Source organism: Bacillus sp. PAMC28571 (genome assembly GCF_014250435.1).
Classification (GTDB): domain Bacteria; phylum Bacillota; class Bacilli; order Bacillales; family Bacillaceae; genus Bacillus; species Bacillus safensis.
The window spans coordinates 310,655-325,770 of record NZ_CP060191.1 but is presented as its reverse complement, the minus strand read 5'-3'; the positions used below and the strand labels follow the sequence as shown (position 1 = coordinate 325,770).

Genomic DNA, 15,116 nt, shown 5'->3' with positions numbered 1-15,116 from the left:
CGCACTTATACTGTATCAAATTGAATTTAAGTGAGGATTAGTCAACATGAACCTAGAAAAATTTGTTGACGAGCTTCCAATTCCAGAAGTCGCGGAGCCCGTCAAAAAGAACCCAAGACAAACGTATTATGAAATTGCTATGGAGGAGGTATTCTTAAAAGTTCATAGAGACCTGCCCCCAACCAAGCTATGGACCTATAATGGCAGCTTGCCTGGACCAACCATTAAAGCCAATCGAAATGAAAAGGTCAAAGTGAAATGGATGAACAAATTGCCATTGAAACATTTTCTGCCTGTCGATCACACCATCCACTCCGGTCATCACGATGAACCAGAGGTCAAAACAGTCGTTCATCTGCATGGCGGCGTCACGCCAGCAAGCAGTGACGGCTACCCAGAGGCCTGGTTTTCACGGGACTTTGAAGCAACCGGCCCTTTTTTTGAAAGAGAGACTTACGTCTACCCAAATCATCAGCAAGCCTGCACATTGTGGTATCACGATCATGCGATGGCATTGACACGACTAAATGTGTACGCCGGTTTAGCTGGGTTTTATTTGATCTCAGATGCATTTGAAAAGTCTTTAGAGCTTCCGAAAGATGACTATGACATTCCTTTAATGATTATGGACCGGACGTTTCAGGAGGATGGCTCACTGTTTTATCCTAGCAGACCAAACGATACGCCAGAGGACAGTGACATACCAGACCCATCCATCGTGCCCTTTTTTTGTGGAGAAACGATCTTAGTCAATGGAAAAGTATGGCCCTATTTAGAAGTAGAGCCGCGAAAATACCGTTTTCGTATTTTAAATGCGTCCAATACTAGAACTTACGAGCTGCATCTAGATAATGACGCTACAATCTTGCAAATTGGTTCCGATGGGGGCTTTTTGCCAAGACCCGTTCGCCATCAATCCTTTAGCATCGCGCCTGCTGAACGTTTCGATGTCATCATCGACTTTTCAGCTTACGAAAACAAAACGATCACTCTCAAAAATACAGCCGGCTGCGGACAGGATGTGAACCCTGAAACAGATGCGAACATTATGCAATTCAAAGTCACACGTCCACTAAAAGGGAGAGTACCTAAAACATTACGTCCGATTTTTAAACCGCTGCCACCGCTTCGGCCAAGTCGAGCTGATAGAGAGCGTACACTCACACTTACCGGCACACAGGATAAATACGGCCGCCCTATCCTATTGCTCGATAACCATTTTTGGAATGATCCTGTCACTGAAAATCCTCGTCTTGGCAGTCTAGAGGTATGGTCTATCGTCAACCCAACCAGAGGGACACACCCTATTCATTTGCACCTTGTTCAATTTAGGGTTTTAGACAGAAGACCATTTGATACAGAAGTCTATCAATCGACAGGAGAAATCGTATATACAGGACCAAACGAAGCGCCTCCTTTACATGAACAAGGCTACAAGGACACCATTCAGGCGCATGCAGGTGAAGTCATTCGGATCGTTGCTCGATTTGTTCCATACAGCGGCCGATATGTGTGGCATTGTCATATTTTAGAACATGAAGATTATGACATGATGAGGCCGATGGATATCATTCAGTAAAAATGAAACCACTCTTCCGCCAAATGCGTATAACTTGTATGAAACTGCTGATTACAAAGGGGCTAACGGACATCCAGTCATTAGCCCTTTTATGATCCATTTCAAAATGGAAAAATAAATCGCATGAATCATTCCTTTGAGGAGCATTCCATACTTAAAATGTTGACGCAGCAACCGATAATACTACTATATACCCATTACATCTATCAAAAGGCACATAAGCCATAATGAACGAACAAATGGAAAATTGCGATAAAAAACGGAGGAGTTCAATTTGAATGAAGAAAAAGAGACTTGCCAGGTCAAACAAGAAACAGCGGCAGGTAACAGAGAGAAGCTTTCAATTTATGAAAACGAGAGCATTCGGTCAAACATTGAACAACTAACCATTGAACTCAGTGAACAAAAAGAATTCAATCACTTCATATTAGATGAAAAACAAAAGGCCATCAGCACATTATCTTCCCTTATCACAAAAGGCAATTGTGATAAAGAGTTAAAGACTCATTTTGAACAAGCATTACATATCGGACTTTCTGTTATAGAGATTATGGAGATTATTAAACACTGTACAAAGGTTGCTGGCTTCCCTCACTCCATTAATGCCCTGTTTATCTTTCAAAACTTATTAGATGAAAACAAATAAAACAGAGAAAACGAGATGTCATCAGTCCTCTCGTTTTTTTATGTTCACTCATATTACTCTTTTTCTTTTCCTCTGTCACATAAGCAAAATATGAAAATAGCCCTCGTATCACTGCTTAAAAATTGATTTTCCATCTATAAATCCACCATTTCTCCAGCATTTCAAGTGACAAAATAAAAAAACGTCCAGTTATATAAATAACTGAACGTTTTCTTTATCGATTGACAGTGAAATTGTTAACAATTCCGCCATCCTTCTCCCAAGCGGCTTCCACCGTTTTCTTCTTCATATTGTATTCAAAAATCGTTCTTACCTTCGCCTTTCGTCCGGTGTCATCCTTTAATTCTTCTGCGTTTTTTGCAACACCTAAGAAATAAACAGACGACCCGTCAGTAGAAAATTGCGGCTGTGCAGCACTTAAAATATGAACATCCTGGCTGTTTTTAACGAGTGTCGTCGTTTTTCCAGTTTCTACATCAAGCAACTTAATCGAGGATATTTCTTTTTCTTTACGAACCTTTACTTCTGTATAAATCAATTTCTTATGATCTGGAGAAAATGAAATATCATTGATCGTTTGTGAGATACGTGCAATGCGTTTTCCCTTCTCACCTGTTTGAAGGGTGATTTTCATGGTTGTTGGTTCAGGATCTCTGCCCTTTTCATTCGCTTCATCGGTTTTTTGATAATCTTCTTTTAAAGAATAATGCTGGATCGCCAAATCATTTGAAGTCGGATCATATGCAAATGAACTCACCGTATCATCCTTGCTTTTTTCCGGATACAGCTCTTTCATTTTGTGTGTTTTCAAATCAAAAGATGCGACATAAAATTGCTCTCCAGAATCCTTGTTATACCTTAGAAATAACTTCTTTCCGTCACCAGACAGCCTCATACTGTCGATAGAATCGTCACTCGTAAACAGTGTTTTTTCTTCGTCAGATTTCACATTTAATTCCCGAATACTCACCTTTTGCGTGTCTTCATCCGTATACGTGTAATATAAAACCTGTTTCGTAGAATCATAAGCAATCGAAGGATATGCTGTCAGTTTCTCCGTATGAAGCGCCCGATCATGCAAGTAATAAGTATTGTTTAACTTTTGATCTGTAAATGAAACGAGCAATTCGTCTTTTGCATCTTGATTTGTTTTAACTTTTCCTGTATGTTTCGCCTCTTGATCAGGCTTCATCATGAAGAAAATAACTGCCGCAATCACTGCGACGCCAATGACTGTGATGATCCACCATGTTGATTTTTTCATTGCCTTTCAGACCCTCTCTACAAGAAAAGAAGCCAGAAAATGAACTTTTCCCGCTTCTTTGCATGCCTATGTATTAATAAGTGTAATGCCCTTTTACGACACCTTTACTTGTTTTATACCCAAGTGCTTTGAATGCTTTTGGACTTACGTCTAATACAGCATTTGGCATTCTGCCTACATCATATTTATATACTGTAATCACTTTATGTGGTTTCGCTTTTGTTGTCACTCTTAGTTTTGTACCTTTTTTCGGTACGTCAAAGCCCATTTTAGTTGCTGCATCCCAATGACCGAGTTTTTTTCCATCTGCGCCTTTTTTGCCGACACCATTATACCAAGTAATATTGCCGCTTACTTTTTTTGCACTTGCTCCATGTGAGAAACTGAATGCTAAAAATAAACTAGCTACTGTTACGATTGTCGTGATAAGCTTTTTATTCATTAAGAAATCCTCCGTTTTTGGTTTCTGCACTCATTATACATGAAGATGAACCCAGTTATTTTACAGACACATTACAATTCAAATACAAGTTGACCACTTTATGACCGATAAAGTTCATAAATACTACCATAAACAGTCAGAACATGGTAAGCAGCCCCCCTCTTTCATTTTATATAATAAAAGTGAATCAAATTTAAGGGGGAATTTTCATGAAAAAGTGTTTCACCGTTTTGATTGTAAGTTTGGCCTTCGTTTTGATGTTTTCAAGTCTTCCTGCCTCAGCGGCTAGTCCTCGTCACGGCGCCATTGTGACGCAAACAGATGACGCCAAATGGTCAGGTATCTCTGCTGATATTGTCCTGCCGAAAACAGCCACCATTAAAAACGGCTATGCGGACTGGTATCTCGGTCTCGGCTCTGCTGTAGTAGAGAGCGGTATCTCAAAAACGTCTTCTGGCTATAAGGTGTTTCTAGGCAGCGGCTCACAAGGCGGCAGTAAATACTGGAACAGCGAATACGATACAAGTATTAAAGATGGCGCACGTGTCAACTTAAAGCTCATCAACAATGGTGATGGCACGGTGTCACTATATGTCAATGGGAAATTGCGCTATAAGCAGCCTGTTTACAACCCTAGCCGTCTGAAAAACCTTGATGTTGTCAAAATGGTACATGGCGTACAGGATAATGGAGCAAACAGCTATTCACAAGCAAGCTTTTCGAATGTACAGCTTCGTGCAAATACATCAGGAAGTATCTATAAAAATTGGGACGGGTCAATCAAATCGTCACTTTTACGTAAAAATTTAGAATCTGGTGCCGCAGCTCCTAAATTCACCGTCATTTCTTCTATCCCATTAAGTACAAGCCTTTCAGCACAATAAGAAAAAAGCACCCTCCATTGGGTGCTTTTTATTGTTCACAGCTTATCAACACTTCTCTTTTAATCAAAACAACGATTCGTGGTAACATAAACATACAACATTCGACGAAAAAAGGAGAACGAACGTGAAAAAAAGTCTACTTGTTTTCATGAGTCTAGTTGCAAGTCTCTCCATTCTAGCAGCTTGCTCAAATACGACAAAAGAACAAAAACCAGAATCTAAGGCACTTCCAACGATTAATGAACGCATTCAAAAGGAAACGAAAGAAGTGATGGAGCAGTCTAAGCTCATCAAAGACACTGACATCACCGTTGATCAAAAGAAAAAAGTCATTTCTTTAAACGTAACGGCTTCCTCTGATACCAATAGTGATTACGCTGAAGTCATCGGTTTAAACTTTGCAAAAACGCTGGCCATTGGAGCATCAACTGAAAAAGAAAACAATCTTCATAAACCGGAAAATGACAGCCTCGGCGCCCTCTATTCCTTTTATGACCTAAACATCACCGTGAAACAAGAAAACGGTAAGGTACTAGCAAAAGGTAAGAAAACAACAAATGAAACAAAAATCACTTGGGAAAGAGCCCAATAATTGGACAAGAAAATCCTTTATGGATTTTCTTGTTTTTTTTAACAAAACTATTAACTTTATGAAAAGAATGCCGATTAGTAAGATTGTGTTGGTTCTTAAGTACCAATAATTCTTATTTACATATCGGAGGAAAGTATTATGAAAAGAACAACAGAATTTGTTTTAGGTTTAATTGGAGGTATTTTTGGATTTTTCGGCGCAATGTTTGCTCTTGCTTTCGGAGGAATCGATGCAGCATTTAGCGATTCAGGTACGAGTGAAATTACAGGATTAGGCTGGGCAGCAATGCTTTTCTCTATTCTTGCCATTGTCGCATCTGTCATCGTAAAGAAAAAAGCAAAGCTTGGTGGAATTTTATTATTAGTATCTGCTGTAGGCGGCATTATTTCTATTTCTATGTTCTTCATCCTTCCAGCTGTATTAATCATCATTGCAGGCTGCATGGGTGTGTTTAGAAAAGAGCCTGTCGTCAATAACACAACTGCATAAGAATAGAGAATAAAGCTTGTAGAGATTGCTCTACAAGCCTTTTCTCTCTACTCTTTGTAATTCATATTGAATCGCATCAACTAACTCTATTATGTTTTCATCTGTCCAAAGATCCAACATAAATAATATATCATTCACCATGTGTGACAAATCTTCTTGGCTCATCAATTCTTCTTTGTAAGCAGGGACAACAAAGAAATAGAGTAGATCAGCCAATTCAAGAACGACACGTACATCTTTTTCATTCATGATGGCTTTATGCAAAGAGTGGATCAGCCATTTGAGGTCTTCATGATTTTCAATAGGAACATACATCAATTGGTGAATTTCATCGATGTTCCTTACCTTTAGAATCCTCTCAGCTGATTCCTTTGAAAGAGCCCCAATTGTATTTGAAGATATATTCAGAAACAAGAATTCATGTTGATCCTCTCTATTAACCGTCTTGATTGACGAACCATCCATTTCAATCACTCCCAATCCCTTATAATAATTCTATTATAAGGAAATTCAAGTTCGTTTTAAGTCATCAGAAGTGGATTTTAAGTAATTTTAAGCTAACTGGTTTATCAAAAAACACTTAAAAACAATTATTTTCTATTTTTATCATTTTTTGTTGATTTGTAGGTTCTTTTATCCTATTATAATAGTCATAGTCAATGTATAAGCAAAAGACGCTTATATAAATTAAACAAAAGGGGATTTTCATTTTGAAGAAATTCTATGCTTTATTTTTAGCTTTAGGGCTAACATTTACACTTGCTGCTTGCGGCTCAACAGAAGATGTGTCTACAGGTGCGTCTAAAGAAAAAGAGTCTACAAGCACAAAAACACAATCAAAAAACAAAAAAGATGATGGTTCAAAGAAAATAAATGCGAGCAAACACAAAACAACTGCTCAAGGAATGAAAGTAAACCTTGGCGAAATTAAAATTATGAAGGATAGAATCAATGTTGGAATGAATATTGAAAATACGACAGATAAAGTTCTAAACTTCTATCCAGATCAAGGTAAAGCTGTAGCAGGAAGCATGCAACTAGATGCGAATATGTTTATGACTGATGGTGATATTGGTGGCGAAGTTGAAGGTGGCGTTAAACAAGATGGTGTTATTCAATTCTTAGCTCCCGAAGGCAAAGAGATCAACATTAAAAACATCAAAGAATTAAAGCTGAAATTTGGAAATGTCACAACTGACGATTACATGAATAGTAAAGACGTGACATTCACAGTTAAAGTAAAATAAACTTTCACTAATGCCCTTGAATGATGAGGGCTTTTTTTATCACCACTAAAAAACACTTTCCTAGAAGAAAGTGTTTTTGTTTATAAGTAACGTTTCATTCTTTTTATTACTCCATAAGGATAACTAATCTTTCGAGAAGTCTCTTAAATGGAACTCTTTTTCATCTCCTCAGCCATTTCCACTTCACCCTCTGCTTCCAGCTGTTCAATGATGCGGATATAATCCCTTTCGTGGCGATTTTGGCTTAATTTAAAAGCAGCCTGAACTTCATCAATGATGATCTTAAAGCCTACAATGCCTTTCATTTGCTTCTCTAACAGTTCCTCAGACAACGTATCCCATAGCACCGGCTGTTCTCTGTGACTTTCGTATGTCTCCAGCATTGTGGTTAATTCCTTAACCAGTTCCGATTTTTCAAGCAGTTCCGCCTTTCCATAAACATGAACAGCCTGGTAATTCCATGTTGGTACTGCTTCTTTTTCATACCATGAAGAAGATATGTAGGCATGCGGCCCTTGAAAGATGACGAGCGTCTTCTCGCTCTCTTCAAACGTTTTCCACTGAGGATTCCCAATCGCCATATGCCCTGAGATCACATACGAATCTCCAACTTGATGAAAACTCACTGGAATATGTGTCGCAATGGGCTTTTCATTCATTGTCGTCACAACTGTAGCAAATGAATGAGATTGAATAAATGATTTGATTTTCTCCATATCTTTCACTCGAAAAAATGATGGGATATGCATGTACCCTTCCTCCTTTTTGATCAGCTCAATGTTTTGGTCATAATGTAATCCATTTGCTCTTCGTCCCCCATGAGAAAGGCGTGCACCCCTGTTCGAACAAACCCAAGCTTTTGATAGAAAGCAATGGCCGCTCTATTGTGCTCCCACACCCCAAGCCAAACATCCCGTTTATGATGATTTTTCGCAATTTCAATGGCTTGATCGATTAAATATCTGCCTAACCCTTGCTTTTGAAAGGACTGCTTGATATAAATTCTTTCAATCTCTAACGCGTCATTGCCCATCTCTTCTGATTGGGCATCATTCATATTGATCTTCAAATAACCAGCTACTTCCCCATTCACTTGAACAAAATAAAACTGTGATGAAGGATGCTGTAATTCCTTTAACAGCTGGTTTAGGTGAAAAGCTGTCTTCACATACGCTTCGATATGTTCCACTTTGTTTTGATCCAGAAAGGTTTCTTTAAACGTATCGGTTCCAATTTTCTGAAGCTCCTTTACATGTTGTTCATTGCACCGAATGAAAGTGACGGTCATAAAGTCGTCCCTCCTTATTAATTAGTAGTCTCTCTTTATCCCTTTTTTCACACCTTCCCAGTCCTTTTCTATATTCTTTCGCACCCTGAGAAGATACTCATAAATCTGTTCCGCTTCTTCCTTAGAAAACCCATCCAGCGCCACTTGATTCGAATAATCATGTTCTCGTTTAATCATTGGGTAGACCGCTTCCCCTTTTTTAGTTGGAAACAGCTTTTTGATTTTTTTATTCACACGATCATTCTTTTTCTCAATAAACCCATGCAGTTCTAGCTTTTTGATAGCCCGAGCAGCCGTAGTTCGATCCACCTTAATCATTTCCGCCAACTTTTCCTGAATGATACCAGGCTCCTCACAAATACGCACAAGATACAAATACTGCCCCTTCGTTAAATCGTACTCTTTAAATTCAATATTACTAATGGAATCAAGCGCCCGAGCAATGACGCCAATCTCCTGCAAAATCTCTCTCATTTATCACGACTCCTCTTTGTTGCATTTACAACAAATTATTAAAATTAGTATATTGCATTAATGTTGTATTTGCAATAAAAAACCCACTTCCTCTGTGGAAGTGGGTTTCAACCTCTTATTTATCACGATTTTTTGATCCAAACAATCCAAACACGACAGCCAGTACAACAATAATCGCCACCAAAGTCGTCAAGCCCATACGATCACCGCTTTTCTTTTTAAAATCACCCATTCTCTTCATATTGGGTAAAGAGGAAACCCACTTTAGGAAAAAATATAAATTTATATTAAAGCTTTCCCGTTTCTCCAATCTCCCCTTACATAAGAAGCAAATTCATCTTTAACTTCTAAATCTTGTCCATCAACGTGATCAACTATCAATATTTGTGGAACAATACCAGTATCTTCACCAATGGAATTGATTTCTTCAAATATAGTTTTATACATTTGATTAACTGCTTTTAAATCAGAGTCTGATAATTCATTCCTTTTATTCTTTTCAAATGCCCCTTGTGGAAAGTAAACTTGGCTAGGTTGATCAAAAAACATTATTAACGGCATCGGTGAATGCTCTTGAGTAGCGAAATATCTTAAAAAACTTAAAAATAGCGCGATATGGCACGATACCCAGTTTGCTCCACTCCCCATTTCATAAAGGTGAATTTTATCATTTTTTTGCAGTTGATAAACGTCGAAAGTTTCATCCATAAGTCCAAAGTGTAAATTTAAAGGGCGATATTCTTCTTCAAAATCTAAAGTAAAAGATAAACGATTCATATTATCAGATAGGAAGGTTTGCGCTTTTGCCTTCTTATTATCTAAATTAAACCCACTTATCTTAACTTCTAATTGAGAAATTTTCGTTTTCAAATCTTCTATATCCTCATCTACAGTGTCCAACAAGCCTGAATTGGCCATCTCTGAATATAATTCAATTCTGGCTTTCGCATAATTAACTTTTTCTCTTTTTGAAACAAGCTCTTTTGAATTGATAAATTTTCGTTCAATGTTTTTAATCTGCTGCCATACATCTTTTATTCTATTTTCTATTACCCCATGTGCATCTTTAAGCTTTCGAATATCCTCTGAGAAATCATTCGTGAACTTACTAGTAATCATCAATTCCTTATCAAGCCATACAGAAGCTTCTAAGAGTGTAGCGTCATCCTCAGAAATTTCTTCACAAATACCTCCACATAAAGGACATGAATATTCGTTTACGAAGCCTCCAGAAATACTAGTCTGATCTTTCAATTCCTGTAACATTCCCGTGAAGTTTTTACCATTTTGGCTTGCATTATCTAAATTATCAATTCTAAGCAAAGCTTCTCTCTCTTGATCCCTTAATTCATCTAACTCATTATTAAGCTGACGGTATCTTTTGGCGATTCCATTCTCATTGAAAAGTTGATTATTGTCAAATTCAGGTAAATTCGAAGCGAGTTTAAGCATTTTTTGCATCGTGATATTTGAGTTAAATGGCAAATCTAACAAAGCGTAATAATCTTTTAACAGAGGTTTTAAATGCTCTTTAATATATGTTGAACTTTTCTTGTTTGCCTTTTGGGTCTTTTGTTTTTTCTTCAATTGAGCCTTTAAATTATTTAGTTGGATTAATTCGCTATAATATTGTTGTCCAATCATTCCTGCAAAAACAGGGAATTGCTCTATAATATCTTTTCTTTTATAATAGTCAGAGAATCTATAAAATAATGCAAATTTACTTGCCATTAAATTTTGATGTTGAAAAAGATATGATACCATATTTCTTAATGATGCTTTTTTACCATGCTTTTCACTCTCAGTAACAATATTTGTTACATATAATCCCAATGCAGATTCAATAGCATATTGTGCATCCTTTACGGATAACATGGGCTTATTCTCAAAGTATTCTAATGTTATATTATCTATTGGAAAATCTGAGGATTCTTTTAAAACATACATTTTCCCTCCATTTTCTGAATTATATCTAGCAACTACATATGTACTTTTGTTGATTAGTATAGGCATGACATAAAGATATGAAAAATCTGTTATTTTTCCTTTTGGTATGGTCGATCTTGAACTGCATAAACAATAATCTATTATTTCGACTAGAGCACTTTTACCAGTTTTAGATTCTCCCGTTACAATATTGACTCCCGGTTGTAACGGAACACTACGTAATTCTCCTGATTCATTAAACATCATAATAGCCTTTAAGTAGCTTTTCATTCTCTTCCCACCCCCAAGAAGTAATTTAAATGATCTTCATTAGTCTTAGCAAAAACAACGCCTAAATAATGTGCTGCCCTAATCCACTGTCTTGATGGACTATCAAAATTCAAATAACTTATTGGCTCTAAAAGTATTATTTTTTTTTCATTTATTACAATCTTCTTTTTCGAGTACAAAATCACTACCGCCTTTTTCGAAAAAGGTTTAAGTTCATTGAATCGACTTAAATATCCTGAAAGCGACACTTTCCCTGAAACTTTAGTATCTTCATTAAATGTTTCTGGTTTATTAAATAAAGTTTCCATTTTACTATTACTTCTTGCAGAATCTAATTTTTTTCTTGATTCAGAATTTAATAGAATAGGTAACGCCATAAATACTAATCTTACCTCACAAGGCTTATTATATCCTGATAAAAAGCCTTGCAAGAGTACACTATAAAAATGAGCATTCATTGATAAAGCCTGTATACTCTCAATACTCATCTTCTTCACCTACATCCCAGCTGAACTTTTTATCGTCAACAATAGTATGAATAATACCTCTCTGAAAGTAGCCCTGATTTCTAACTATTGATCCAATATCTTTTGCATCCCATCTCATAACCTCTGTGTACATTAGTTTTGAATGTTTAATCTTGATATTCCTATTTCTCCCCTCAGTCTCAATAACTTTACTTTCTTTTATATATTTTAATTGTTCTTCCAACTCATTTTTATATAGTGGCAAACTTTTGAGATATAAAAAGTCATCTTTAAAATATCTCATAACTGTCATTTCAGCTTTCCAATAATCGGAAACCGCATATGGAATTTGTTTATCATATTCAATTTTTCGAATGGCCTCTACAAATTCCTTATTTAGTAGTGATTGTACGGTTTGTTCAGAAATATTTACCTCTGCAAAATCACTCGGTAACGGTTGTTCACTTGGAATTGAGTAAGCAGGTGATTCTTGCTGTAACATTTTATCAAATTCCTCTCTAGTAACCTCCCAACGGTGCGGGGGGTCTTTAACTATAGAAACAATTCGTCCAAGTAATGCCCCAATATAATAATCGCGATTTTCTTCTGGAATATGTCCTATATAGGAACTAAATTCTTTTGAAACACCTGAAATTTTATTTTGAGAGGCTTCTATAGTGAATCTTGATAATATATCTAATAATTTAACCTCATCATATATTCCTTTTGCAAAAATTTTATTGTAATACTTTCTAAAAGTCTCTTCTCTTTTTCTAGTAAATTGTCCAATTGATTGCAGAACCGCGATTTTATCATTAGGTTCTTTAGTATTCCAATTACAAAAAGGAGAATCAGAAGATATTGTAGCTGTTGTGTATAAAATTAAACTTGAGAAACTTGTAATTCTATCATATTCTATATACCAATTAGATAAAGTTTTCCAAAAATCTATATCTCTAACAGAAAGTCTTTTTTCACCAAAATGATGCTTCACCTCTCTCTGATACGATTTCTTTGTTGTCGCCGTAACAAGGCTAACATCACCATTTACCTCAATTTGCAGTTTATCCCCATTATTTAATTTAAAGCAATCACGTAAAGCAATGTAATATTGAAAAATATCACCAGCTTTCACCAGAGTTGCATCGTTTATAGATCTATTCATAATATCACCACGAATTAATATATTTTAACAATTATAACATATTTATCTTTATGTTGTTGTTTTCCCCAATAAGATTCCTGGAATTAAAAGTATTTCAATTCACACATTTTTTAGGAAATAAACCTATAGAAAATATAAATGTTGTGAAAACCATTGGTGAGAAAAAAAGAATTGCCTTTTTGTGTTTCTTATTTATAAGGTAATCAACTTTTCACTTTAAGATTTACTTTATAAAACTAATGAATTATAAAATTCTAATATTTCCGGAAAAAATAATCAGGTTTTTGAATAGTTTGAATAAATTTGAGAATTTCCGATAACAAATGGATAATCCAAAGAAAAGACAAATATGAAGGGATGACATGGTAGAACTAGATTTCATCTATGCTTTGAAGGAGCATATAAGATTGCAAGATAAGATCAACAAGCTGTTAGGAGATGTTTCCTATACCATTATTTTAGTTCAGCTAAGATGCACAATAATATGGATATCCCATCATGATTAAAAATATGCGAGAGAGCGAATGAAAAGGCTACTAAAATAAACAACCTCAATGAGGGTTTGACTTAGCACAGTTTAAAATAAAAACCATGTATAACTTCTTGCAAAACCCGTGTTTCTCTTGAACAAATTTTGAACCGTCTTGGTCACAAAGAAAGAATAAATGAAAAAAGAAGCTTCTCAAAAGTTCGGAGAACTAATGAAAAGCCTCTAATTTATCTATGTGGCATCAAAATGGCACCAAAATGAGTGTGACTTACGGATAAACCCTTATTAATCAAGGGTTTAATTCCGTAATTACATCATGCCGCCCATATCTCCACTGCTTTGTAACATGTTTAATATGAGTTGACGAAAGTTAAATAATCCGCGCTATTAAAGGCTTTATTGAAGGTAATAGTGTAACAACTTTAACATTAATTAACGTAGTAACACAGGGTTATGTTACCCTTTTGTTACTCCGTTTTTAATTAATAGTACAGTTGTATATCAGATATTACCTTGTTAATTGTTAAAAATTAAATAGGCCATATAGGAACTGTATTCGGATCTTTTTAAAGTGGCTAAAAACAGTCAATATTTATTACTAAAGAAATATAAGTGGTAGTTATAACTGTTATTCTTTAAACACCTCTTCGATTAAGTCTCCTCGAAAAGCATCTAGAATGAGATCAGGATCATTAAAAAAGTGAAGAATTAGTTTTGCCCAATCTAACACCTTAATTTCTCCCTCCACTAGCCATTGTTTTATATGCCAGTCTGCATGAGCACTTATTTGCTGACTAATTCTTAATTTATAACTTTCATTCCTATAAATGTTGATAGATCCATCAACATGAACAAACGCATTTAAAGTTGGTTCATATATGGAGTGCAAATATCTCGTAACAAAATATTCTTGTTCATCTCTACCGTGAATATCCCAAAGTTCCTCAACCTCAATCCACCGCTCCTCATCTTTCCTATATGATATTTTAAATTGAATTTTTTTCATTGTCTTTGGATTATAAACGCAAAAGTATTCGTTCTTTCCTGTATGAAGCGGAAAGTTAATATTATCGAGATTAATCTCTCTTCCCTGATAAACTTCGGAAAGTTCTCTATAAAACGGCTTATAACTATGCTTATCAATACTAAGGTTGTTATCTAGCCGATAAAATACTGAGTTATTATTTTCCAATTGGCCAAGAAGTAAATTTATCAATTCCGGAGGGAATTTGGCATCTCTTTTTGTTACCACTAAAGGGCTATAGTAATAAAATTTATGATCGAAGAAAATCCCCTGATGATTAGCAGTACATTCGTCATTCAACAAAACAATACCGTACTTCTCATCAGCAAATTCAGGGAGGTTTTCTAATGGAACAGTAAAAATCGTTACTATATCTAGCTCTTTTTGTAAAAAGCTTAAAATAACTAGAGGTGTTTCTACCTCTGTCTCATCTAACAAGTAAGCTAAATAAGGCTCTACTTCCCATAAATACTTTATAAGTTCTTTCCTATCAATTTTACATTGCTTCCTCGTTGCTTCAATTTCAGCTAATGCAGGTAATATTATATCTCGGTGACTATTTTCTTCCAAAATATTTTCTATTTTCCAAACCTCATAATAGGCGAACCTCATTGAAAATAAAAAATACACAGCTTTCATAATTGTTTCATTTCGTCTAAAATTTGTTACTAATTCATCAATGACATCTGTACTCATTATGATACCTTCTTTTTATTTATTATCTATTATTCTTTCTCCACTTAGCCTATTAATTCACATAACTCTGTAAGAGTAATTATTAACTGAATTATGAAAATAATCAACCATAACCTGGATAGTTATGTAACCATTTGGAATTATTAAAGGCT

16 protein-coding genes are annotated in these 15,116 nt (G+C 35.6%); 6 read left to right on the top strand and 10 right to left on the bottom strand.

All coding sequences use genetic code 11. The features are described from left to right. The first annotated feature begins 46 nt into the window (after positions 1-46). Both H7F25_RS01465 and H7F25_RS01460 read left to right on the top strand, forming a co-directional pair. On the top strand, positions 47-1,579 hold the full coding sequence (locus H7F25_RS01465; RefSeq protein WP_024424481.1) for a multicopper oxidase family protein: 1,533 nt from the start codon (positions 47-49) through the stop codon (positions 1,577-1,579). Positions 1,580-1,853: 274 nt separating this feature from the next. Then, on the top strand, positions 1,854-2,225 hold the full coding sequence (locus tag H7F25_RS01460) for a carboxymuconolactone decarboxylase family protein (RefSeq protein WP_024424480.1): 372 nt from the start codon (positions 1,854-1,856) through the stop codon (positions 2,223-2,225). Between the two features lie 214 nt (positions 2,226-2,439). Here H7F25_RS01460 and H7F25_RS01455 read toward each other — a convergent pair whose 3' ends face one another. Together H7F25_RS01455 and H7F25_RS01450 are read right to left on the bottom strand one after the other, a co-directional pair. Further along, positions 2,440-3,489, bottom strand: a complete 1,050-nt coding sequence (locus H7F25_RS01455; RefSeq protein WP_024424479.1) for a hypothetical protein — start codon at positions 3,487-3,489, stop codon at positions 2,440-2,442. A gap of 73 nt (positions 3,490-3,562) precedes the next feature. Then, positions 3,563-3,931: an RlpA-like double-psi beta-barrel domain-containing protein gene (locus tag H7F25_RS01450; protein WP_024424478.1), complete on the bottom strand. Its 369-nt coding sequence runs from the start codon at positions 3,929-3,931 to the stop codon at positions 3,563-3,565. Positions 3,932-4,140: 209 nt separating this feature from the next. Between H7F25_RS01450 and H7F25_RS01445 the strand changes: the two genes are divergently transcribed. From H7F25_RS01445 to H7F25_RS01435, 3 genes are all read left to right on the top strand, one after another. Then, positions 4,141-4,815: a hypothetical protein gene (locus H7F25_RS01445; protein WP_149125937.1), complete on the top strand. Its 675-nt coding sequence runs from the start codon at positions 4,141-4,143 to the stop codon at positions 4,813-4,815. A gap of 124 nt (positions 4,816-4,939) precedes the next feature. Beyond that, entirely contained in the window at positions 4,940-5,407 is a 468-nt protein-coding gene (locus tag H7F25_RS01440) for a hypothetical protein (protein WP_024424476.1), read from the top strand. A 138-nt stretch (positions 5,408-5,545) separates the two neighbouring features. Continuing rightward, positions 5,546-5,896 (top strand): DUF4064 domain-containing protein, encoded by a 351-nt coding sequence (locus H7F25_RS01435; RefSeq protein WP_024424475.1) that lies wholly within the window; start codon positions 5,546-5,548, stop codon positions 5,894-5,896. 30 nt (positions 5,897-5,926) lie between these two features. On the opposite strand, the gene H7F25_RS01430 is transcribed toward H7F25_RS01435, so the two are convergent. Next, positions 5,927-6,370 carry a hypothetical protein gene (locus H7F25_RS01430; protein ID WP_185854145.1) on the bottom strand — a complete coding sequence of 148 codons (444 nt, stop codon included), beginning with the start codon at positions 6,368-6,370 and terminating at the stop codon, positions 5,927-5,929. A 236-nt stretch (positions 6,371-6,606) separates the two neighbouring features. On the opposite strand from H7F25_RS01430, the gene H7F25_RS01425 reads away from it, so the two are divergent. Further along, positions 6,607-7,143, top strand: a complete 537-nt coding sequence (locus H7F25_RS01425) for an LptM family lipoprotein (RefSeq protein ID WP_126681416.1) — start codon at positions 6,607-6,609, stop codon at positions 7,141-7,143. A 143-nt stretch (positions 7,144-7,286) separates the two neighbouring features. Here H7F25_RS01425 and H7F25_RS01420 read toward each other — a convergent pair whose 3' ends face one another. The 7 genes from H7F25_RS01420 to H7F25_RS01390 all read right to left on the bottom strand — a co-directional run bounded on the left by H7F25_RS01420 (position 7,287) and on the right by H7F25_RS01390 (position 14,964). Further along, complete coding sequence (locus H7F25_RS01420; RefSeq protein ID WP_087976359.1) at positions 7,287-7,892, bottom strand: FMN-binding negative transcriptional regulator; 606 nt, start codon at positions 7,890-7,892, stop codon at positions 7,287-7,289. Positions 7,893-7,912: 20 nt separating this feature from the next. Then, on the bottom strand, positions 7,913-8,431 hold the full coding sequence (locus tag H7F25_RS01415; RefSeq protein WP_144490761.1) for a spermidine/spermine N(1)-acetyltransferase: 519 nt from the start codon (positions 8,429-8,431) through the stop codon (positions 7,913-7,915). 21 nt (positions 8,432-8,452) lie between these two features. After that, positions 8,453-8,905: a MarR family winged helix-turn-helix transcriptional regulator gene (locus H7F25_RS01410; protein WP_144490760.1), complete on the bottom strand. Its 453-nt coding sequence runs from the start codon at positions 8,903-8,905 to the stop codon at positions 8,453-8,455. Positions 8,906-9,187: 282 nt separating this feature from the next. Further along, positions 9,188-11,122 carry a DUF3732 domain-containing protein gene (locus H7F25_RS01405; RefSeq protein ID WP_144490759.1) on the bottom strand — a complete coding sequence of 645 codons (1,935 nt, stop codon included), beginning with the start codon at positions 11,120-11,122 and terminating at the stop codon, positions 9,188-9,190. Next, positions 11,119-11,610: a three component ABC system middle component gene (locus H7F25_RS01400; protein WP_144490758.1), complete on the bottom strand. Its 492-nt coding sequence runs from the start codon at positions 11,608-11,610 to the stop codon at positions 11,119-11,121. The genes H7F25_RS01405 and H7F25_RS01400 overlap by 4 nt, the downstream gene beginning before the upstream one ends. Then, a complete protein-coding gene (locus H7F25_RS01395) occupies positions 11,600-12,754 on the bottom strand; it encodes an ABC-three component system protein (RefSeq protein ID WP_144490757.1) in 1,155 nt (384 codons plus the stop codon). Before H7F25_RS01395 ends, H7F25_RS01400 begins: the two co-directional genes overlap by 11 nt. A 1,118-nt stretch (positions 12,755-13,872) precedes the next feature. Then, positions 13,873-14,964, bottom strand: coding sequence for a hypothetical protein (locus H7F25_RS01390; protein ID WP_144490756.1), 1,092 nt, complete (start codon positions 14,962-14,964; stop codon positions 13,873-13,875). Positions 14,965-15,116: the final 152 nt, after the last annotated feature.

What these genes read in the sequence shown, in the direction of transcription:
- H7F25_RS01395 (WP_144490757.1), bottom strand. Translation starts at nt 12,754, where the DNA reads ATGAATAGATCTATAAACGATGCAACTCTGGTGAAAGCTGGTGATATT.
- H7F25_RS01405 (WP_144490759.1), bottom strand. Translation starts at nt 11,122, where the DNA reads ATGAAAAGCTACTTAAAGGCTATTATGATGTTTAATGAATCAGGAGAA.
- H7F25_RS01410 (WP_144490760.1), bottom strand. Translation starts at nt 8,905, where the DNA reads ATGAGAGAGATTTTGCAGGAGATTGGCGTCATTGCTCGGGCGCTTGAT.
- H7F25_RS01415 (WP_144490761.1), bottom strand. Translation starts at nt 8,431, where the DNA reads ATGACCGTCACTTTCATTCGGTGCAATGAACAACATGTAAAGGAGCTT.
- H7F25_RS01455 (WP_024424479.1), bottom strand. Translation starts at nt 3,489, where the DNA reads ATGAAAAAATCAACATGGTGGATCATCACAGTCATTGGCGTCGCAGTG.
- H7F25_RS01450 (WP_024424478.1), bottom strand. Translation starts at nt 3,931, where the DNA reads ATGAATAAAAAGCTTATCACGACAATCGTAACAGTAGCTAGTTTATTT.
- H7F25_RS01465 (WP_024424481.1), top strand. Translation starts at nt 47, where the DNA reads ATGAACCTAGAAAAATTTGTTGACGAGCTTCCAATTCCAGAAGTCGCG.
- H7F25_RS01435 (WP_024424475.1), top strand. Translation starts at nt 5,546, where the DNA reads ATGAAAAGAACAACAGAATTTGTTTTAGGTTTAATTGGAGGTATTTTT.
- H7F25_RS01390 (WP_144490756.1), bottom strand. Translation starts at nt 14,964, where the DNA reads ATGAGTACAGATGTCATTGATGAATTAGTAACAAATTTTAGACGAAAT.
- H7F25_RS01445 (WP_149125937.1), top strand. Translation starts at nt 4,141, where the DNA reads ATGAAAAAGTGTTTCACCGTTTTGATTGTAAGTTTGGCCTTCGTTTTG.
- H7F25_RS01400 (WP_144490758.1), bottom strand. Translation starts at nt 11,610, where the DNA reads ATGAGTATTGAGAGTATACAGGCTTTATCAATGAATGCTCATTTTTAT.
- H7F25_RS01420 (WP_087976359.1), bottom strand. Translation starts at nt 7,892, where the DNA reads ATGCATATCCCATCATTTTTTCGAGTGAAAGATATGGAGAAAATCAAA.